Here is a 21,199-nt window from a genome sequence, read left to right as displayed (position 1 = left end):
TTTCTTTTGCGTGGTCGGAGAAGTTGCAAACAAGATGATTTGGATTTAAAGAGTTAAGAGGTTTTTATAGATGGCAGTTGCAACCGCTTGACAACGGTTTTGGACTTCTAATTTTAAAAAAATATTTTTAAGATGAAACTTGACAGTCGCTTCGCTTATGTTAAGAATGCAAGAAATTTCCCAATTAGATTTTCCTTCTTTTACCCATTTTAGTATTTCTAGCTCGCGATCGGTCAAAGTGTGTTGTTCTTGCTTGTTGGATCTATCCAGTATTTGAGGCTGTGCAAGGTGAAGTAATGCCAGATGAAGTGGATACATTAAGGCCTTAAGAATAGTTTCATGCCTAGGATCTTTTTCTATTTCCTTGTCACAAAAAGAAAAAAGAGTAGCAAGGTTAACGGTCGGTTTGATAACTCCAAAACTGAGGCCTGTGAGAAGGCCGATATCGGAGGCATCTTTGAGATACTGATGCCGCAACTTATCTTGGAAATATTTAAAAATTTCAGTTCTACGGACGATTGTTCCCTTCAGCCTTAAGGCAGTTTTTACAACAGGATCAACATGTTGGTATTTCAACTTCAAATAAAAGGCGATCAGGTCATTGGGAAAGCTATGATTTATGATTTTTAGAGTTTTCTTCACTTCATTGAAAGAATGAATCTTGACAAGGCCACAAGCGATTAAAGAAGAAGGAATTAAATTTTGGATCTTTTTTAGAATTTCATGCAACTCCTTTTGATGTCCAATGCGTAAACAGCTGTTATAAATTTCTAAAAGATTGAGCAGATCTATTTTGCTTAAAGAGGATAAATCTTTCAATTGATTTCTCTCATCAACTAATTAGGAATTGTAATCTATTATGCAAAAATAGTAATATATTTTAAGTATATTTTTCTATCCAAATAGCTAGTTTAAGTAAAAATGATTTTATTTTTTCTTAATCATCATGCAGCAAATTATTGATGATTTAAAATTAAGGCATAAAGACTTTCAGGGATGGTTTAATGAAACAAGCTTTGTGGATGAAAAAGAGAGAATATGGACAGCCCTCAGCGAAATGGCTATTCTCATTGATCGGCTTTGCCAGAGGATACACCAATTGGAAGAGAAGATAAAAGACTGTGAAGGGGAAAATAACAAAAAGATAATCTCTTTTTCTTAACAGGCTTGCTTTTGATCCTGTATCATCCAACCCTTGCCTCTGACCGTAGTAATGAGACTTGAAAGCCCACATTCTTCGAGTTTTTTTCTTAATCCACTCATATGGACTTGGATAACATTGTTGATAGAGCTAGCCTTTGAGTAATCACCCCAGAGCTGGTTAAATATGTCTTCAGCAGAAATAATATTGTTTTTTTGATTTGCCAGAAGTACGAGTAAGGAAAATTCTTTTGGAGTCAGCTTGATTTCTTTAGTGCCTTTCCAAACCCTGGAATTTTTGAGGTCAATGGTCAGATTACCAATTTTTAAAATATGTTTATCAACAGGACTTTTTTTCTTAAGCAAAGAGAGAATTTGTTCGGCTAATTCTTCAGCAATGAAGTTTTTAGGGATAAAAAGATCGATTCCTTTACGCAAAGCAAGGATTCTTTGCTGGGCATTCAAGTCATGATCAATGAGGAAAAGAGGGACAGAGATAGCCTCCTTTCTTAGCTTTTCAATAATATCTAGATAAGGAAAACTACTGGGAGTTTCAGGATCTACAATTCCAAGATCATAATTCTTAAAGCAAATTTGGGTGAAAAACTCACTTAAATGATTCACTGTGACTAACTGGCTTTTAAGAATCATTGAGGATTCTTGAGCCGTTTTAATAAAATAATCGTTGGTTGTTGCAAGGATAAAGATCATAATAAATTATAACTCATTGAAAAAGAATAAGATAGAACAATAGAATTACTAATTTTTTTTGGGTCTTAATAAGAGGCTTTCTTAAACCAAATTGTTTACTCCATACATTATAAAATAATTTTCAAAAACTGAAAAAATTTTTGATTTTTTTCATATTATAAAAATACCAGATTGTAAATCCATTTTGAAAAATTAAGAAAATATTTTTAAAGTTGTTTTTGCTTATTCGTGTCAAGAAGATAATGGGAAAAGTTTTATAGGTTTTAGCTTTCTCCCTACAAAAAGCAAAAGTGTAAAAAGAGAAGATAATAAAAAAAGTTTAATGATATAATGGGGAGCAGGGGGGAAGAGAATCTTGAATGAGCGTGTCTTTTTAAGAGATAACTGCAATAAGTATAAAACTTTTTTTAATTGAGTGCAAATTGACTTGGGCTATCTTCTTCAAGTTCAAAGGTTATTTTCTCAAGAATCACCCGGTTTACGAAAGGAGGAAAATGCCAATGCGTTTCTACCCAACGCTTTGAAAGCATGTCGAGTAACCTATAGCCCGAAGAGCGGATAATCTCAGTGCTAACTATTTTACCCTTCTGCACGTGAAGCCGAATAACGACCGATCCTTCCATCCTAAGAAGCCTAGCCTCGTAGGGATAGGGAGGAGGAGGCATGGAAGCCTGTGAGAGGGTTTCGGTGTTTTGGTTTTGAAACTCTTTTTTTGAATTCGTTTTCTTTTGGGCTGAAGGAAAAGGGGCTGTTTGAGTAATAGCCATTTTTTTCTGTGGATTGGCGTTTGTGTGAGGAATAACAGGGGGAGATTTCAAGAGAGAAGGACAAGCTTTAGAGATTTTCTGCTCCTCTGGAAGTTGTTTTGGACAAAAAGGAAGCTGTTTTTCCGGGATGGGTAGTGAAGAATGCATTGAAGCGTCATCAGGGCTCAGGGTCACATAGAAATCAGTGGGCTTTCCTAAAGAAAGTCTTTCTTCTAACCTTTCGATTTTAAACCCCTTGGACAGAAAAAAAATTCCTCCTAGATGAACAAAAAAAGCGAGTCCAAGACAGAAAACAAATGGTATTTTGTCGTAGTAGAGTTCTTTTACTCCTTGTTCATCTTTTCTTTCTACAAGCCTATTCATAAGAATAAGCTTGACCTAACAGGGGCTGGCCAGAAACTTAAAAGGAAGTTTAAAAAGCTAAAAAGAAAATCAACAATATCAAAGAAAGTGGGGTTTCTTTTTGTTTCTTTTCTTAATTTTAATGTTAATAGAGAGGTCAAAAATTTATAAAAAGCTTTATTTTCTTTATCTTTATGAGCTAAGAGAAAAGACTGTTTTTTTTAACTCAATGCTTTGAATAAGAAAGAACCACATTTTAAATTTTTTGTTCATTTCTATAAAAATGAATCCTAGAAAATGGCTCATCGCTTTATTTCTTTTTACAACGTGTCTGATATGCACTGGCCACCACCTTTTCGCTTTAAGGGCGGCTAAAACCCCACTGGCTACCCCTAGGCTATTAAGATTTCTTTCTACTTTTCCCGATGGAGAACAACTTTATATGCGTAGCTATTTGGCTTTTGATTGTACTCATGATTATTTAGGCGCAGTGAGTGCCAATGGAGAAGAGTTTTATTTTATTTCCGAGGATGGAAATGAAAGGAAAGGAGTTCTTCTTTTTGAGAAAAAAGAGGGAAAGGTTCAATTCAGGCATTATTGTTCTTTTTGTTATGTCTATCGTGACCTTCCCAGGATTGGATTAAATACCGAGGAGCTTCGTTGCGTAGCTACATTTTGGGCAAAAAAGGAGCTTGAAGAAAAGGGTGAAGAACAACTCAAAGTTGAAGCTTTGTCCCTTAAAAATAAGATCTATCCACTTCAAAAAGAAATTTACGAACAACTGGGCATCCTTCCCTAGGATACTTAGCTTGTCAAATGGATTTGATAGGATTTCGTAAAGTCTTTAGTGGCTCATATTAATCTTTTAAGTCTAAAAGAACGATTTCATTCTATTATCGATGTAGATTTCCTAGAATCCATGTCTTGGTCTGGAGGGAGGTGTTTTTTTTCCCCTGTTTTTTTTATCCCTGGAGTACACATAACCGTCGATTCGTAAGAACAACTTGCCAAAGCGTAGCGAAATGCCTGTCCCTGTAGTTATTAAAACAAGAGGTGAAACTTCATAATCAGAGCATTAGAATATTTTTTTTCTATTGTTGGGCTATTGAGCCCGATCTGATAGCCAAATCCATAGTAGACTTTCCAATCATCTTTGAAAGCGAAACGGCCAATTAACACTTCGGGAATGACGTAAAGTCCAGGAGCATTGATAAAATAGAGCTGATCGAAAGCGGATTGAGAAGTAATTTCCACGGCTGGTGTGACATATCCGACCCGGTATTCAAAGGCTACATTATAGAAATAAGGAAGGGCGGAAGTTTCGTTATTGCCATCTGTCAACCGTGTCCCCAGATTGAGTTGAATCGTAAAATTACCCCAGCCTTTACCAAAAAGAATGGTCGGTGCCCAAGTCCAGTGGTTGAATACAGCCGGTGCTGTATTGCCAAAGGTGGAATAGGGGGAAACAGCCTGGAGCTGGACCGAAAAACAGTAGTTTTTTTGTCCTTCAGGGGATGCCATGATGCGTTGCCTGACTAAAAAAGTCTCTCCACCAAAGCCGTCTTGAGCTCCTTGACCGGGATAAAACAGGTATTCAGGTAAAGAAAAAGTAAATTGAAGGGTTGGACCAACAATGAGAGAAACTCCTTTGCCCGCTCCAAAATCCCAAGCTTTTTTCCCATTAGGCAGGGTTTCATAATAAGCGTCATAGCGGATTCTCTGTTCAAGCCTTGCAGTAGATGTAACCATGGGGGTTAGCCATTTAGGTTGTCTGTCTCGAGTTTCTTGGGCCATTTTGCGCCATTTACCTAGCCATCCTTTACCTGGATCTTGACCATTCATCGTTTCGATAAGATCCTGGGCTGCGACTTCTTCTCCTGGCCAAAATATGGAGTCGGCTTTGAGCATGAGAGCAGGGGTAAAAATAAGCAATAAGCTTACAAGATAAATAGGGAAAGAAGATAAAAACATAAAAGTTTCATGATTGAAGCAGATAAAAAAAGGAGTTGTTTGGTTTGAAAAAAAGCAAAAAATGTACCCTTTTTTTCTTTTTAGAATTTATTTGTCTTAGAAAAAACTCCTTAGAACGATTAATTCTTATGTCTTTTTAAACCATAATAATTTGGAGTTTGTTTCAGAAAAGCTAAAAGTCTGGCCGGCTATTGTTTTTCTATTTTAGATAGTTTCTCAAGGTGGCGATCACAGAGGCACTGGAATAGGTTTTTTAAGCTCGACTCAAAAGGTTCTTTGGAGGAAATCTGAAGGCGGATTTCTTGGGGGAGTTCTAGAGGTTCTTCGTACAGGTCGTCTAAAGATTGCAGATCTTCTAGACGCGCATCAGAGACTGATGGAGAGAACTCCCTTTTTTCTAATCTGGCTTCTCTTGTGGATGTATCCGCCACAAGCTCGATAAAAAGATAGCTTTGATCTTTTTCTTTTAACTTTTCTAGAAGGGCTTTTCTTTGTTCCTTTTGGCCAAAGGTAGCATCTAGGACAACTCCCCGGTTTTGATGCAGTTCATTTATCCCTCTTGTGATTAATTCCTGGTAAGTTTTCTTGCTCATTTCCTTGGAATAGATTTTTTGGCGCTCTAGGGGCCCTGTCCTCTTAAAAGGATCGATTCCTGCAATCTCTTTACGAATTCTATCGGAAGAAAAAACTTTCCATCCCAGCCGATTAGCAATATGCTCGGCTAGGAAACTTTTCCCCGTGGCTACCTTTCCCATGACCACAAGCATAATCGGCTGAGAGCCTATAACCGCATACTGTAAGGAAAGCTGAAAATATCTTTTAGCCCTTTCAATGTGTTCCTTTTTTTGAGTATTCTTTACGAGTGGATCTTTGGCGGTCATGCCTTCGACTTTTCCCCGGACATAGGCTCGATAAGACTTATAAAAGTCAAGAAATTTATAGAGATCAGGGTCATTGAGCGATTCAGCCATACGACGGCAAAAAAAGGATGAAAAATCTGGTCTTTGGTTATAGTCAAGATCCATAGCCAAGAAGGCGATGTCAGAAGCTACATCGATGTAGCGGAACCGTTCATTAAACTCGATCCGGTCGAAAATACAGATTTTATCTGGTTGTATGTAGATATGCTCGAGATGGAGATCCCCATGACAATTTTTAATCCAACCTTGACGGACTCGCTTCTCAAAAAGGTTAGGGAAAAGTTCGTAAAACCGGTTAGTAAAATAGGCAATTGAATCATAACTAATCTGGTCCAGGGTTAACCCGATGTCGGCTCGGGTTTGCTCAAAGTTTTCATCGGTGTTCTTTTTAATTTTTTCGATCGAACCCCAAGAGGATATTTCACCGCCGCTCTCCGTCTGTTGATAGAATTGACAGAGTCTGGATACAATCCGTTCGATATCTAAAAAATCCACTCTTTTTCTCTTAAGAAGTTTTTTGAAGAAAAACCGTCCGGAGAGCATCCGCATCTTTACAGCATATTCAACGATGTTGCCCCTTCCATCAAAGGAAAGCAGGCCTGAATCATTCCTTGTAATCGGAACCACGCCAAGATAAATTTCAGGGCAGAGGAGCCGGTTAAGCTGGATTTCCCGTTGGCAATAAAACTTTCTTTTTTCAAGAGTAGAAAAGTCAAGAAAACCAAAATTGACTGGTTTTTTTATTTTGTAAACAAAAGGGGGAACAATAAAAACATATGAAGCATGGGTTTGGAGGAACCGAATATGCTTAGGGTGGTGAGGGTAAGAAAGCTTTTGGGATAAAAAAGCGAGGAGTTCTTGTGAAGTGGGGTAATCTGTTGTTTTTTTTTCGTTATTCATATGTGTTTTCTTTACATTTTAGCTATATATCTTTTTGATTCATCCCTACTTGAGAAGATTTTTTCTCAAAGAAGGTTATTGAAGAGGATATGAAAGGAAAAAGAAAATGAAACCTAAAAATGGAAAAGGGCTTTGTGCATTCCATAATAAGCCTTAATAAGGAGAATAAAGGGACAGAATTTTTAGCTTCCAGGATAAATCTGTTATGGTTGTACGAATTGGCGTAGACATAGGAGGGACTTTTACGGATTTTGTCATTTTTGATGGAAGGACTCTCCACCGGCTAAAGCGACGGTCAACAACTGAACGGCCAGAAGAAGGGTTAGTAGAAGGGATAAAAACAGCCCTGGGAATGTTTGATCAGCTCTCATCTTTTGAAATTGTTCATGGGACGACTGTAGGTACTAATGCTATTCTTGAAGGGAAGGGAGCCAAGACCGCTCTTTTTACCACAAAAGGATTTGAAGATATACTTGAGATAGGTAGGCAGAATCGACCTTCACTCTACAAACTTGGACCATCTAAGCCCCCTTCTCTTGTACCCCGTTTTCTTCGTTTTGGGGTTCCGGAAAGGATAACAAAGGAAGGAAAAATACTCCAAAGAGTGGATCTTTCCGTTGTGAACTCTGCACTAGAAAAGCTCAAAGAGCATGAGATTGAAAGTATCGCTGTCTGTTTTCTTTTTTCTTTTACTAACCCTGTCCACGAAAAAGAAGTCGGATTCTTTTTGAGACGTAAAGGCTACGCAGTAAGCTTATCTCACGAAATCCTCTCTGAATATAGGGAGTATGAAAGGACAACCACCACTGTGCTTAATGCGAAAATTGGCCCTGTTGTATCGAAATACATCGAGGGGGCCATAAAGTTGCTTGATAGTTGGGCAGCTGCCCAATATGGAGATCGGTTTGTTCATCAACTACACAAGAATTCATTTTTCAGGGTTATGCAATCCAATGGGGGAGTTCTTTCAGCAAAGGGGATCAGGAAGAACCCGCTTTTAACCGTTCTTTCTGGACCTGCTGGGGGAGTATGCGCAGCGGCTTCCTTGGCCAAGTATTGTGGTCTAGAAAAAGTGGTGACTGTGGATATGGGAGGAACTTCGACAGACGTAAGCTATTTTATTGAAGGACAGATCGAAAAGACGACGGAGGCGGAGATAGGGGGCTATCCTTTTGGAACGCCTATCGTCGCAATCAAATCGATCGCTGCGGGTGGAGGCTCGATTGTTCGTGTTGATGCAGGAGGAGCTTTACGCGTAGGTCCTCAGAGTGCAGGTGCCGATCCGGGTCCTATCTGCTATGGCAGGGGAGATAACATAACCGTAACTGACGCTCATCTTATTTTGGGAAGGCTTTTGGATACAGTTTTTATGGATGGACAATTAAGGCTGGATCGGGAGAGAACATGGAGGCTTTTCGAAAAATTCTGTAGCGAACAACTTCCTGATTTTATTGAAAAGGAAGGGGGAATCCAGAAAGCGGTCATCGGGCTTGCTCAAGGAATACTCGATATAACCAATCTCCAGATGGCCAAGGCTATTGAGTTCATGACGGTCTCCAAGGGACAGGATCCGAGGGAGTTCACGCTGATGGTTTTCGGAGGTGCAGGTGGGCTCCACGGCTGTGACCTTGCTGATACCCTTGGAATTTCTCTTGTTGTAGTCCCTAGGGATCCTGGACTATTCTGTTCTCTTGGAGTACTTTTATCGGACGTGGTTAAAGATTATTCTTTAAGTTGTATCCGACCTTTAGATTCCTTTGAAGGGACAGAAATCGATTGGATTTTTAGTAAACTCGAAAGGGAAGCCCAGAAGGATTTGGAAGAAGAGGGTATTGCTCAAGTTCGACGATTTTTCAGCCGGTTTATCGATTTGCGTTACAAAGGACAATCATTTGAGATTAGCCTCCCTTACGGTTCAGAAATGACCAGGGAATTTCATCGGAAACATGAAGAAAGGTATGGATATTGTGATTGGTCAAGGACAATAGAAACGGTGACTTTCAGGTTGAGGGCTATAGGTGTTTTAGACAAAATTTCTTTTCCTAGGATGCCTCTGAGCGGAAGTATCCCATCTCCTGAAGCAAAGCTTGACACAAGAATGGTTTTTTTCCAGAAAAAAGAGTGGCTTACCCCGTTTTATCTCAGGGAAAAATTGAAGGGGGGAAACAAGTTAAAAGGACCAGCAGTGATTGTTGAATACAGTGCAACAACGGTTATTAATCCTTCTTATGAGGCTAGCGTTGATAGTTTTGGTAACCTTTTCATCTCTAAAATAGGCTGACAGCTACTGTGATTTTTGTAATTTGCTGGAGCAGCTATTAGTTATTGATTTCTCTTTCTATTCGTGTTTCAATAGTTAAGATTTATTCGCCGAAGCAGTTCGGAGCCTTGATTGGTCGCAGTGTGAACACGCTCCGGCCGTGGGACCTGGAGGCATTCTTCCAGCGAAGCGGACTCCGGCTAACTGGTGGAACTATGCCCACGAGGATTACGTGCGCGAAATCGGCCAGAAGGCTTCTCGGAGGCAGTTCTTTGCTTACGCTAGAGTGTCCAGCGCGGGACAAAAGGGGAATCTCAAGAAGCAATGGGAAGCGCTCGAAAGGTTTTGCTTGGCTCAAGGAAAGCCAATTAGCTTTAATAGCGTTTGACGGATGAGGATAGTTAGGCAAGCTGTCTGTTGGCTGATAAAGCAACTCCACACCCACACGGCCGTTGTCCATGTCCAAAAATCTTCATTGATAATGCTGATTTATGCAGGTCTTTAAAGAGTGATCAGGAACTAGATTGGAACTATCAGATGTCCACTCTTAGGAATTTGTAATTGCACAGAAGTTTTTATTGCCCTTGTCATCAAAGAAGCAGAGTCTGGAATCAATAACCACCAGAAAATAAAAACATTATACCCAGGCATAAAATTTTGAGTAAAAATAATGGCCCATATGACCTTATTAGAAGAGGACTAAAAGGTGATGTCCTGCACATGCAATGGCTATTTTAAATCTCAGCGGACTTGAATTCTATAATGTAATCTTTTTAATGTTTTTGAAAAAAATGGACCCGATTGAGCTTGAAATATTTAAATCTTTATTTGTTTATGTCGCCGAAGAAATGGGAATTGCCTTAAGACGAACGGCATTTTCACCAAACATCAAGGAAAGAAGAGATTACTCTTGTGCTCTTTACAATAAGGACGGTCTTCTTATAGCCCAGGGTGATCACATGCCTGTCCATCTTGGTTCAATGCCCATGGCGGTAAGGCGGGTAATTCGTTCTGTTCCCATGAAAAGAGGAGATGTTGTTATTCTCAACGATCCTTTTGAAGGAGGAACTCATTTACCGGATATTACGATGATCTCGGGGGTATTTGTTGAAAATGCAGATGACTCTCCTTTTTTCTATGTGGCTTCTCGAGCTCATCATTCCGATATTGGAGGTATTGCTCCGGGGTCAATGACTTTGACCAGAGAAATTTATCAAGAAGGATTACGGATCCCAGCGGTTAAACTTGTCGAAGAAGGAAAATGGAATGAAGATCTTTTGAACCTTATCCTTTCTAACGTGCGAACCCCTTCTGAGAGAGAAGGGGATTTGACCGCTCAGCTTGCGGCCAATCGGATTGGAGAGAAAAGGCTACTGGAAATGATTTCCAAGTATGGAAAGGAAAAAATAGCTTTAGCCATGAAAGAGCTTATCGATTATACGGCTAGAGTGGTTGAAAAAAGAATCGATCAGATACCCGAAGGGACCTATAAAGCTATCGATTACTTGGATGACGATGGGATTTCTTCCGATCCTATTCCTATCCAGGTAGCTATTCAAAAAAAAGAAAAGAGTCTTTTGATCGACTTTAACGGATCTTCTCCACAGGTTGAAGGCAATGTCAACGCGGTCTTTTCAATTACCTTGTCTGCAGTAGTTTACGTGATCCGTGCGCTGTTGCCTGAGGCTGTCCCTGCAAATGCTGGGTTATTGTCCTCAGTCCAGGTTATAGCTCCTACAGCTACTGTTGTTAATGCTGTTTATCCAGCATCTGTAGCTGGAGGCAATGTTGAAACGTCTCAAAGAGTGGTTGACGTCTTGCTGAGAGCTTTACATCAGGCTCTTCCCGATACGATTCCTGCAGCAAGCAGTGGGACTATGAACAATCTTAGTTTCGGAGGCATAAATGCTGAGACAGGAGAGCCTTTTAGCTATTATGAAACGATTGGAGGTGGAATGGGAGGAGGACCCTTGGGTGATGGAGATAGTGCGGTTCATACGCATATGACAAATTCTTTGAATACCCCTATTGAAGCAATGGAATATAGCTTACCTGTTCGCATAAAGCGGTATGCCATCCGGGAAGGTTCAGGAGGTGGTGGAGAAAAAAAAGGAGGAGATGGGATTGTTCGTGAAATCGAGTTTTTGCAGCCAATGACCGTTTCCCTTCTTTCCGACCGGAGAAAATTCGCTCCTTACGGTCTTTGGGGTGGAGAAGAGGGAAAGAAAGGAGAAAATCTTTTGATTGGAAAGGATGGAGAAATCCCATTGCCTTCAAAAAAAATGTTCACCGTACAGAAAGGCGATATTTTAAGAATTTCAACTCCTGGAGGAGGAGGATGGGGGAAAAAAGGCTAAGGAATATCTCTTTTCCTAAAAACAACGTTTATAAGAAGGAGAGTTCATATCCTTTGTAAAAAATATAAAACTTTTATCAAAGCGGATAATAGGTTTGTTTACAAAAGGTTTTTCTAAGTCGAGTCTATCGGCCATACAAAGGCTGAAAGAAATTCCATCTTTTTTAGGGTAGTCTTGTTTACCCGTTATTGGGTTTTTAACTATTTAAGGAGCTAATCAAAGATGAGTATACGAGTATGCAAGGGAGTTATGGAATAGAGCTTGGCTGCGAAATCCATGGGCAAACGAATGCAGCCATGGGAAAGAGGCCTGCCTGTAGTCAGGCCTCCATGTAAACCGATACCATTTTTGGTGAGCCGAAGAAAATAGGGCATGGGGGCTCCTTTGAAATGGTAGTTGTGAGGAATTTTTTCTTTAGCACTGGCTGGCCTAATAATGTTATTTTTTCGATCGATGATATAACCGTAAAGATTGGAATAATGGATCATTTCTTTTTCGATGACCTGGTATTCACCTGGAGGAGTGGCATGTTTATCCCTGCCTGAAGAAATAATTGAAAGAGCGATAAGTTTCCCATTCGTTCCATAGACATAAATTTTTTGTTCCGCTAAGCTAATAATGATTTCTGCGACCGATAGGAGGTCCTTGGAATGATTAAACCATTGGCTGGCCCTTTGTATCCTCTCAATCCCCCAATGGTTTTCGTGAAAGGCAAAAATGAGAAAAAAAATCAAGACAAGCTTTTTTATAAACCGATCCAAAGGGATATTCTCTTTTGTTATTTATGTTATTTAAAAAAGTTTATTATTTTCTTTTCAGAAATTCTCGTTCTTTCATTACCGTGTAAGTTTCTTTTCTTTTTTTCTCCTTTCTCTGCTCCAGGTAGAAGTAAAGGAGTGGCAGTAGAAGCAAAGTCAGAAAAGTTGAAGTTCCAATACCTCCGATAACGACAATCGCAAGTGGCCTTTGAACTTCAGCACCTGCTCCTTGAGACAAAGCCATGGGAATAAAACCAAGGCTTGCAACGGAAGCTGTGGTCAGTATAGGCCTAAATCTCAAATCACATCCTCTTTCGATAGCCTCCCGCAGACTATAACCTTCCTGCACCAGATGATTAATAAAACTGACAAGAATAAGGGAGGCGAGCACCGATATACCCGATAGCGCTATCAAACCGATCGCTGCAGATATGCTAAAAGGCATGCGTAACAAAAAAAGAGACAATATCCCTCCAGTGGCGGCAAAAGGAACACTACTAATCACTAATAGGCTTTGCCCTAGATTCTTCAGGGCAATATAAGTCAATAGAAAAATCAAGAAAAGACAGCTGGGAACGATAAATAAAAGCCGGTTTCTAGCTTTAACCAAGTTCTGATACTGACCCGTATATTCGACGTAATACCCCTTGGGTGAATGAATTTGTTTTTCAACTTTTTGTCGGATTTCGTTTACGTAGCCTTCAATATCTTTCCTGTTAAAGCTCACCATGACGGCACGGTAACGGGTACCATTTTCTCTGAAAATAGCTCGAGGCCGCTTATAGATGTGATACTGGCAAATAGAGGAAAGAGGCATTAAGCCCCCCATGATGGATTTTATAGGCAAGTTGAGGATTACATCTGGATTTTCTCGGAATTGTTCGGGAAGCCTGATGGTGATGGGATAGCGCTTTTCTCCATCAATCATAAGGCCTACAGGATTACCCGCCATGGATGAAAAAATGGCCGAATTGACTTCGCTAGCTTCAATATTAAATTGGATCATTTTCTGGCGGTCAGGGACAAATTCAAGGGAAGGAGCATCTCCTTCGGCCTGGATTTGTGTTTCAAGGGTGCCCGCTATGCCTTTTACAATGGCTTCAGTTTGTTTTGCCAGAGAAGTGAGAATATCGTAGTCTTCTCCGAACCACTTGATTGAAAGGTCTGTTCGTACCCCTTCGAGCATTTCGTTAAACCGCGTTTCAATGGGTTGCGAAAAAAGGACCTTTTGTCCGGGTACCCTGTAAGCTATTTCTTTGGAAATCAAATCCACCAGCTTCTCTTTTGAAATGGGTTTGCCCTTATCTTTTCTCCATGTTTCCTTTGGTTTCAGCATCAAATAGATGTCGTTTTCATTGGGAGGCATCGGATCGGTTGCAATTTCAGAGGTGCCAACACGAGAGAAAATGCAGTTGATTTCAGGAAAATTTTCCAAGAGAACCTTTTCGGTTTTCTCTTCCATCGCTACAGAAGAAGGTAGGTCAGTTGACCATGCTCTGTAAATCATCGCAGCAACGGAACCTTCGTCAAGCCTAGGAATAAACTCTGATCCAAGCCGTTTAAAAGCCCAAAGTGAAGCCACAATCAACAATAAAGCAGCGGGTAAAACTATCCATCGGCCATAACCCAGGGTCCACTTGAGAACCTTCAGGTATACTTTTTTTAAGCAATGAACGACAAAAGATTCTTTCAATTCTCTAGGTGCTTTAAGAACATTGACGGCAGCAGCAGGAACATAGGTAAGGCTAAGGAGTAAAGAGCCCGAAAGGACAAGCATCACGGTGATGGCCATGGGACTAAAGGTTTTACCTTCGATTCCCGAAAGGGTCAGTATTGGAATATAGACCACTGTAATAATGAGGATACCAAAGAAAACCGAGTTGATAACCTGCAAGGTAGAGTCGTATAACTCCTTCTTTTTTTCTTCAAGACTTAAAGGCCTTGAAAGAAGAGCCTCTTTGAGGGACAGTCTGCGAAGGGCATTTTCTATGACGACAACGGCTCCGTCAACGATTAAACCAAAATCGATCGCTCCTAAGCTCATCAGATTTCCCGACAGCCCTAGCCAGAACATGATAATTATAGCAAAGAGAAAAGCCATGGGGATCACCGAAGCGATAAGTAGAGAACTTCTCCAGTTCCCCAAGAGTACAAATATGATGGCGATGACAAGCAGGGCTCCTTCCAATAAGTTATGGGTAACTGTTTTAATGGTGGCGTTTACCACGTCAGCTCGATTGTAAACAGGGATGATTTCGAAGGCCGATGGAATTCTTTGTTGAATGAGTTCAAGCTCTTTGGCTACGCGCTGGGAAACAGCTCGGCTGTTCTCTCCAACAAGCATCATGACTGTACCCAGAACAGTTTCAGAACCGTTGTATGTTGCAGCACCTACCCGAATGTTTCCTCCCACATCTACCTTGGCGACGTCCTTAACCAGCACCGGTTGTGACCCTCCAGCATATTTAATGGGAATTAAAGCAATTTCTTCAAGAGTATTGACTCTGCCCAGAGATCTCACCGTAAGCTGTTCACCTGCTTTATCGATTACTCCTCCTCCAGCAATTTCAGTATTTTGACCAACGATATGCCCCAGCTCTCCAATGGTTATACCGACATTGGTAAGCCTATTGGGATCGGGTTCTACGAGGATCAGTTTTTGATAACCCCCACTCGTATTGACATCGGCTACTCCAGGCACTCTTCTGAGCATAGGTCTTATCGTGTATTCTTGTAAAAGACGAAGCTCGATGAGTTGAAGAAGTTCAGAAGAAGGCTTTTCTTGGGTTCCATCTCTATATTTGAGGATATAATGGAAAATTTCACCGAGTCCCGTAGTTATCGGGGCCATGGTAGGAGTGATGTTTGGAGGAATCTTGGCGCTAGCTGTAAGAAGTCTTTCTCCCACAAGCTGTCTACTTCGGTAGAGATTTGTTCCATCCTTGAAGATTAAGGTGACCTGGGAAAGACCAAATTTACTTAAAGAACGGATCGTTTCCAATCCAGGTATGCCTCCCATTTCAATTTCTATAGGAAAGGTGATGAGCTTTTCTACCTCTTCGGGAGCATAGGCAGGCACATAGGTGTTGATTTGGACTTGAACGTTAGAAAGATCGGGAACAGCATCCACAGGCAGATGAAAGAAAGACAACAGCCCTAGGATAAAAAGGACGATCGCCAACCCTAAAACCACCTCTTTTCTTTCGATCGATAAAAAAACAATTTTATTGATCATATTTTTTAATAGGTCGATGGGCCGCCAGATTGTGAAAGGGAAAGTTCAAGAAGCCACAGTTGCTTTGCTCCCTGGGTTACTACCTCGGCGCCTTTTTCAAGCCCTTTTCTTATGGCCCCCAATCCCTGGCTAACGAAAGCCACTTCAATCGGTTTTCTTTGATAATGGCCCTTTCCCAAGAAAACATAGCAAAAACAGCCACTGGCCGTGTCGAGGATGGCCGATTCAGGTATTGTGAGCCAGCTGGCAACCAACCCCAGTGATGTTTCAAAATTGATCCAATCTCCAACCTGTAAAGTGTGTGAGGGGTCGGAAATCTGTAGAATGATTTCGGCTTTGCCAATAATCGGAATAAGCTCTTTGTCTATGTAAAAAATTTTGCCTTCATAGCTGAGGGTCTCAGAACCAGCTCTTTTGACCTTAACATGTACTCGCTGGCCAACATTGAGTTTTTCGCTGTCTTTACCGTCAATAAAAGATGTTGAATAAGCAAATCCTTCTTCCTGACCATTATATCGGGAGGATTTTTCCCAGGATGACCTGTAAACCTGGCTTTCGCCCAAATAGAGAGGAGCGATCTCTTTTTCAACTGCAGCTGTGGTTTGGATTCCCATTTCCTTTTCAGTAATAGCCCCTAGAAATAGACCTGAGCCGGGGATGAATCGGGGAGGCGAAGAAGGATCAAGTCCAGCAAGCGGCTCTTCGAAAACCACCTGAGGGGAGGGCACCTCGCTAGTTTGACCATAAAGGAGAAGATGGTTTAAAGAGGCAAAGCCAACAAATAGAAAAAGGAGGAAAGTCGGCACAACCGAATTATCATAAAATTTCATCAAAAAGAACCAAAATAATAAAAAAAGGAACATAGCCAACTTAATGCTTTTTATTTTGACCAACCTCCACCGGTCAGCGTTTGAAGATCATAGAGAGCCGTAGCGGCATCGATCTGAGCAGTTCTTAAAGTGATTGCGCTGGAAACATATTGTCTTTGCATTTCAAGAAAGGTTTGAACAGGGATAGCTCCTAATCGGTATTGTCTTTCAGCCAAGTATGCAGCCGAGCGGAGACGATCAAGAAGAGAGGGGGGAACTTTGGATAAAAGATCGGTTGCTTGCCTGTAAACTTCAAGCCTGGTGTTGATTGAACTCTGGATCGATCTCCACGTGGAAGCAAACATGGAAACCGCTTGATCTTTTCTTGCTTCTGAACTGATAATATTTCCACGATTCTGGTTCCAGAGAGGAAGCCCACTTGTGAAAATTACTCCCGGTCCTATGTTGTTGTTGGTTCCTTTTTCCTGGACAAAATAAGGACCCAGTCCAAAGTCGGGGATATTCACAAATTTAGCGGCATCGATAACTTTTGCCGCTTTTTCAATTTCTATCCTTCTCATCTGGATGAAAAGGTTATGCTTGCTAGCTGATTCCAAAAGTGTTTCAAGACTAGGGACAGCAGGCCATTGCTCAGGAGCAAGGATATTTTGAGATAGAGGATGATCAGGGGGATATCCAAGAATAGCATTGAGCTGGGAAAGAACCGATTTTTTAAGCTGTTCTTGCTCTCTATTCATCCTTTGAAAGTCAACAAGACTCCCCTGGATGATTCTCAAATCAAGAAGACCTTGAATACCGATTTTGGGTCTTTTTTCCAAAAATTCAATCAGCTCTTTGCTTTGATTGAGTACTTCCATTGTAGCTTTGGCGTTAAGCTCCGCTGCACTAAGCTGGTAAGCAAGGCTGACGACCTGTGCTCTTAAGCTTAACTTGAATTGGTCTAGCCAAAGTCTAGCCAGTTCTCCATCTTTGTCTGAAATAGCCTTAAGAATGTTCATTTTGCCTGGAAAGAAAAAAGGTTGAACAATTTCATATTCCTGGTAAAAACCTGTTGCCCCAGCTCCATTTTCCTGTCCGGGGCTACTGAACCATGGACCCGCATAACCTACTATTTCTGGGTAGGGGAGGATCTTTGCCTGTATGGATTGGCCTTTAGCCGCTTCTATTGCCGCCTGGTAATAGAGAATTTCGGGATTCCTTTGGTAGGCTTCTTCTACCAGCTTTTGAATGGCCAAAGGAAAATGAAGATTTTCAGATTGGCCTATTAAGAAAGAGGAGTTGAAAAAGAAAGTTATCCAAAGGATAGATATCCTTCGACAAGAAGATATGAATAAGCTTCGAATAGATGTTTTTTTCATAGCTTTCTTTTCTTTTATAATGAAGTTTGGCTGGAATCGATTCCCGCTATGTTTTGAAGTTCATAAAAAGTGGATATCGCATCGATTTGAGCTCCACGGATGGCATAAGTTACAGCAAGAAATTGCCTTTGAACCGCCAAAAACCTGTTAATATCGATCGCACCTAACCGGTATTGTCTTTCAGCCATCGCCGCAGCCCTTGACAGATGTTCCAACATATTTTCAGAAGGAAGGTTGAGAAGCTGATCCCTGGCTTTTTCGTACACGGCAAATCGAGATCCAACCAAGCCATAGATGAATTGAACGGTCGCTTTGTAAAGAGATCGACTTTGGTCAAGTTTTGCTTGGGCACTCATAATATTTCCCTTGTTTGTCGTCCATGCAAACCCCGCCTGTCCCGGAACGTTTGAACCACTAAAGGGAATACCGACTGTAAAAGTTACCCCTCCACCCTGATCAGTGTTGATCCCCTTGTTGTATTCCCAAAAGGGGCCAACAGTAAAATCGGGATAAGCATTCAGTCTGGTTAATTCGAGTTCTTTTTCTGCCCGCCTGGTTAAACGCTCATGAATAAGCAGGGTAGGGTTGTTTTCGAGGGCGGTTTGCTTTAAATATTCTAAGCTTAGTTTGGGCAATGGCCCGGAGGGAAGGATGTGGGCATGGATAGGATTTGAGGGGGAGAGGTTGAGAAGAGCGTTGAGTTGGGATTTTAAAGAAGCAAGGTTTTGCTCTAGATCCCTTTTGTTCTGAAGGAAACCGACTCGTCCACCTTCTAATATTCTGAGTTCAACAAGAGCCTGTATGCCGATCTTAGGTCTTTTGGACAAAAAGTCGATAAGCAAATTTATCCTTTCAATAATTTCTTGAGTTATCCGGAGACTTTCCTCGTTAAGACCGATACTGTAGGCAAGGGAGTAGATTTTGAATGCTAGAAAAAGTTTGTATCTCCTATAAATCAACTCCGCTATCTCCCTATCCAAGGCGGCGATCTCTTTTCGGGATTTGAGCTTTCCAGGGAAAGGAAGGGGTTGATAGAGTTCATAGAATTGGTAGCCATAAGGAGAGAATGCAGAAGGAGTAGTTGCTGATCCACCACTGCTCCAAGGCCCGATATAGCCAATAAACTGGGGATAGGGAAAAAGTCGTGCTTGAATTTGCTGACCTTTGGCTGCTTCGATCTCCAGGAAAAAGTAGCGGACGTCAGGATTGGAGGATAGACCTCGATTGAGAAGATCCTTTAAAAAACCTTCTTTATTTTCTGCTCCGTTTAATCTTTGAAGACTAAAACCCAAAAATGCACAAAAGAAAAGTTGAACAAGAATAATCGCTGTTTTCATCGCAGCTTAAAAAAGAGAAGTCCATTTTTCTTTTTAATATTTTTCTCTTAGATGAAAAACATGAATCAGTAAGTTAAAGAAAAAAGAATAGTTTAGATGAAAAAAAATTAATTTTTCTTTTTTGTCTTTTCTGAATCATAGTAAAGCACATGAGAGTAGTTTTCCTTCGTCATGGTGAAAGTATTTGGAATAGGCAAAACCGGTTTACTGGCTGGACTGATGTGGACCTTTCGAGTCGTGGCAAGGAAGAGGCGGAAAATGCAGCTAAACTTCTTAAAGAAGCGGGGTTTGAATTTGACCTCGCTTTTAGTTCTTTATTGAAACGGGCAATTCGTACCTTATGGATTGTCCTAGATGAAATGGACCTGATGTGGATTCCGGTGGAAAAAAGTTGGCGTCTTAACGAAAGGCATTATGGGGCTCTTCAAGGATTAAACAAGTCGGAAATGGCCAAGAAGTATGGAGAAAAGCAGGTCCTTTTATGGCGTAGAAGCTACGATATTGCTCCCCCCAAACTGGATATTAACGATCCCTCTCATCCTCGTTTTGACCCACGCTACCGGGATTTGTCTCCTGAAGAGATCCCTTCGGCTGAAAGTTTAAAAGATACCCTCCAAAGAACCGTGCCTTACTGGAAAGAAAAGATTTTCCCTGAGATCCTTTCTGGTAAAAAGGTATTGATTTCTGCCCATGGGAACAGTATCCGGGCTTTAATAAAATATATTGAAGGTATCAGTGATGAAGAGATTGTGGGGCTTAATATACCCACTGGCTTTCCCCTAGTTTATGACATTGATGAGCGGGGTAAAAAGCTCTCTTCCTATTACCTAGGAGACATTGAGGAAATAAAACAAGCCCAGTACAAAGTAGCCGCCCAAGGTAAAGCGATTAGCTAAGAAGGTCCTTTGCTTTTTTTGTGCTGAGAAAAGAATTTACACTAAGGGGAAATACCACTGTAAGCTGGTTGAGTCCTCTTTCATCGACATCATAGCTAATTTCTCCTTTGTGAGCGCTGACAATTTCTTTACAGAGATTTAAACCTAGTCCATGGCCTGCAGTGGCTTTTTCGGTTGCGTTTTTCCCACGGTAGAATCTTTCGAAAATTTTTTTCCTTTCTTCTTCAGCTACGATAGGACCACTGTTGCTCACCTGGATAAGACAGCTGTCAGGGGGTTTTGGTTTTAGCTTTACCTCTATAATGCCTCCAGAAATATTATGTTGAATCGCATTGTCAAAAATGTTCCATAAAAGCCTGCGGAGGAGATCCTCATCGGCATACAGGTAACCCACTTCTGTCAGCTCTTTTTTAATGGTTATTTCTTTGGAAGAAGCCACAATGGCTACATCTTCAACAATCTCGTTGAGAACTTGCGAAATGGCTATTGGTGCTGGTTTGAGGAAGGCGTTGTCCCGATCAAGATTGGAAAGGAAAAGAAGGGTCTGGGTAAGGGAATTTAGGGTTTGAACCTGTTCGTAAAGGTTGAGAAATGTTTTTTCGGTTTGAAGATCTGTATCCGATCGCTGAAGAGCAGTCTCAAGCTCGTTTTTGAGAATAGTCAGTGGAGTTTTGAGTTCATGGGAAGCATCGGCAGTTAATCGAATTTCTCTTTGAAAGGCCTCTTCAAGCCGAGCTAGCATTTCATTAAGAATACTGACAAGCCTTTTGAGATCTGGATCTTGAGCAGGAATAGAAATTCTGCGGTGAAGAGCTGAAGCCCTGATCTGTTCGAGGGCTGAAGTCAGATTGCGGATAGGCAAAAGAGCCTTTCGAGATATCCACCATCCTCCCAAAGTAGAAAGAAGCAGGGCGAAGGGGAAAGCAAGCAGATAAGCATGAGAAGCTTCGGTAAGAATTTCATAAAGGGAAGCCATGTTTTTCCCAAGGGCTAGCCGATAACCGTTTTTTTGGGTATAAAAAATACGGTAAAGACCGCGATCAAGTTTCTCGTAGAAAAAACTATCTGTAGGGTGGCCTGCAAAAAGCTCTTTTTCCTTAAGAAGAGGGGATTTGTAAAGAGGGATGCTTTCAGCGGTAGAGAACTCCATGATCGAGCTTTCTTCAAAGTTCTCAAAGTCCTGGGACAGACTTTTTGAAGCACTTAAAGAACGGTTTTGTTTTTCTGCCAGGAGGTTAAAAAATTCCAGAGAGTCTGATTTTAATTCCCGATCTGTGCTTTCTACGAGTTCTCTGTAAAGTACAATTCCGGTAACCATTCCAGAAGAAAGCAGAGCAACAGCAACTAGAAATGCTGTCCAAAAGGCTATTTTCCAACGCAAAGGGAGGTTTTTCATTTAAAAAAACTCTTTTAGTCC

The 21,199-nt window shown here is 41.0% G+C and carries 17 protein-coding genes; 6 read left to right on the top strand and 11 right to left on the bottom strand.

All coding sequences use genetic code 11. The features are described 5' to 3' along the window. Nucleotides 1–45: 45 nt before the first annotated feature. Nucleotides 46–819: a helix-turn-helix transcriptional regulator gene (locus IT6_RS03795; protein ID WP_206827937.1), complete on the bottom strand. Its 774-nt coding sequence runs from the start codon at nt 817–819 to the stop codon at nt 46–48. Between the two features lie 127 nt (nt 820–946). On the opposite strand from IT6_RS03795, the gene IT6_RS03790 reads away from it, so the two are divergent. Beyond that, nucleotides 947–1,162 (top strand): hypothetical protein, encoded by a 216-nt coding sequence (locus IT6_RS03790; RefSeq protein WP_206827935.1) that lies wholly within the window; start codon nt 947–949, stop codon nt 1,160–1,162. Here the strand turns inward: IT6_RS03790 and IT6_RS03785 are convergent. Together IT6_RS03785 and IT6_RS03780 are read right to left on the bottom strand one after the other, a co-directional pair. Continuing rightward, the gene (locus IT6_RS03785; protein ID WP_134440701.1) at nt 1,159–1,851 is read right to left on the bottom strand and encodes a winged helix-turn-helix domain-containing protein; all 693 of its coding nucleotides are present in this window, start codon (nt 1,849–1,851) and stop codon (nt 1,159–1,161) included. The genes IT6_RS03790 and IT6_RS03785 overlap by 4 nt on opposite strands. Nucleotides 1,852–2,258: 407 nt before the next feature. Further along, nucleotides 2,259–2,981 carry an energy transducer TonB gene (locus IT6_RS03780; RefSeq protein ID WP_206827933.1) on the bottom strand — a complete coding sequence of 241 codons (723 nt, stop codon included), beginning with the start codon at nt 2,979–2,981 and terminating at the stop codon, nt 2,259–2,261. 262 nt (nt 2,982–3,243) lie between these two features. Between IT6_RS03780 and IT6_RS03775 the strand changes: the two genes are divergently transcribed. Next, complete coding sequence (locus IT6_RS03775) at nt 3,244–3,759, top strand: hypothetical protein (protein WP_134440703.1); 516 nt, start codon at nt 3,244–3,246, stop codon at nt 3,757–3,759. Between the two features lie 242 nt (nt 3,760–4,001). On the opposite strand, the gene IT6_RS03770 is transcribed toward IT6_RS03775, so the two are convergent. Together IT6_RS03770 and IT6_RS03765 are read right to left on the bottom strand one after the other, a co-directional pair. Continuing rightward, entirely contained in the window at nt 4,002–4,931 is a 930-nt protein-coding gene (locus tag IT6_RS03770; protein WP_206827931.1) for a hypothetical protein, read from the bottom strand. A gap of 188 nt (nt 4,932–5,119) precedes the next feature. Then, nucleotides 5,120–6,751 carry a bifunctional aminoglycoside phosphotransferase/ATP-binding protein gene (locus IT6_RS03765; RefSeq protein ID WP_206827929.1) on the bottom strand — a complete coding sequence of 544 codons (1,632 nt, stop codon included), beginning with the start codon at nt 6,749–6,751 and terminating at the stop codon, nt 5,120–5,122. Nucleotides 6,752–6,956: 205 nt separating this feature from the next. On the opposite strand from IT6_RS03765, the gene IT6_RS03760 reads away from it, so the two are divergent. The 3 genes from IT6_RS03760 (at nt 6,957) to IT6_RS03750 (ending at nt 11,368) form a co-directional block, all read left to right on the top strand. Further along, nucleotides 6,957–9,032, top strand: a complete 2,076-nt coding sequence (locus IT6_RS03760) for a hydantoinase/oxoprolinase family protein (protein ID WP_206827927.1) — start codon at nt 6,957–6,959, stop codon at nt 9,030–9,032. 139 nt (nt 9,033–9,171) lie between these two features. Beyond that, nucleotides 9,172–9,399, top strand: a complete 228-nt coding sequence (locus IT6_RS03755) for a hypothetical protein (RefSeq protein WP_206827925.1) — start codon at nt 9,172–9,174, stop codon at nt 9,397–9,399. 403 nt (nt 9,400–9,802) lie between these two features. Further along, entirely contained in the window at nt 9,803–11,368 is a 1,566-nt protein-coding gene (locus IT6_RS03750) for a hydantoinase B/oxoprolinase family protein (protein WP_206827923.1), read from the top strand. Between the two features lie 212 nt (nt 11,369–11,580). Here IT6_RS03750 and IT6_RS03745 read toward each other — a convergent pair whose 3' ends face one another. The 5 genes from IT6_RS03745 to IT6_RS03725 form a co-directional block, all read right to left on the bottom strand. Beyond that, entirely contained in the window at nt 11,581–12,102 is a 522-nt protein-coding gene (locus tag IT6_RS03745; RefSeq protein ID WP_206827921.1) for a L,D-transpeptidase family protein, read from the bottom strand. Nucleotides 12,103–12,172: 70 nt separating this feature from the next. After that, nucleotides 12,173–15,361 (bottom strand): efflux RND transporter permease subunit, encoded by a 3,189-nt coding sequence (locus IT6_RS03740; RefSeq protein WP_206827920.1) that lies wholly within the window; start codon nt 15,359–15,361, stop codon nt 12,173–12,175. 5 nt (nt 15,362–15,366) lie between these two features. Further along, complete coding sequence (locus IT6_RS03735; RefSeq protein ID WP_242524320.1) at nt 15,367–16,191, bottom strand: efflux RND transporter periplasmic adaptor subunit; 825 nt, start codon at nt 16,189–16,191, stop codon at nt 15,367–15,369. 50 nt (nt 16,192–16,241) lie between these two features. Then, complete coding sequence (locus tag IT6_RS03730; protein ID WP_206827916.1) at nt 16,242–17,549, bottom strand: TolC family protein; 1,308 nt, start codon at nt 17,547–17,549, stop codon at nt 16,242–16,244. 14 nt (nt 17,550–17,563) lie between these two features. Next, the gene (locus IT6_RS03725) at nt 17,564–18,886 is read right to left on the bottom strand and encodes a TolC family protein (protein WP_206827914.1); all 1,323 of its coding nucleotides are present in this window, start codon (nt 18,884–18,886) and stop codon (nt 17,564–17,566) included. 149 nt (nt 18,887–19,035) lie between these two features. Here IT6_RS03725 and gpmA point away from each other — a divergent pair, with 149 nt between their 5' ends. Next, the gene (gene gpmA, locus IT6_RS03720) at nt 19,036–19,782 is read left to right on the top strand and encodes a 2,3-diphosphoglycerate-dependent phosphoglycerate mutase (protein ID WP_206827912.1); all 747 of its coding nucleotides are present in this window, start codon (nt 19,036–19,038) and stop codon (nt 19,780–19,782) included. Here gpmA and IT6_RS03715 read toward each other — a convergent pair. Then, nucleotides 19,775–21,178, bottom strand: a complete 1,404-nt coding sequence (locus IT6_RS03715) for a sensor histidine kinase (protein ID WP_206827910.1) — start codon at nt 21,176–21,178, stop codon at nt 19,775–19,777. The two genes, gpmA and IT6_RS03715, sit on opposite strands and share 8 nt — an antisense overlap. Nucleotides 21,179–21,199 lie beyond the last annotated feature (21 nt).

The sequence above is a fragment of the Methylacidiphilum caldifontis genome, assembly GCF_017310505.1.
GTDB classification, from domain to species: Bacteria; Verrucomicrobiota; Verrucomicrobiia; order Methylacidiphilales; family Methylacidiphilaceae; genus Methylacidiphilum; species Methylacidiphilum caldifontis.
The sequence above is the reverse complement of the archived record's forward strand: the minus strand, read 5'-3'. Positions and strand labels throughout refer to the sequence as shown.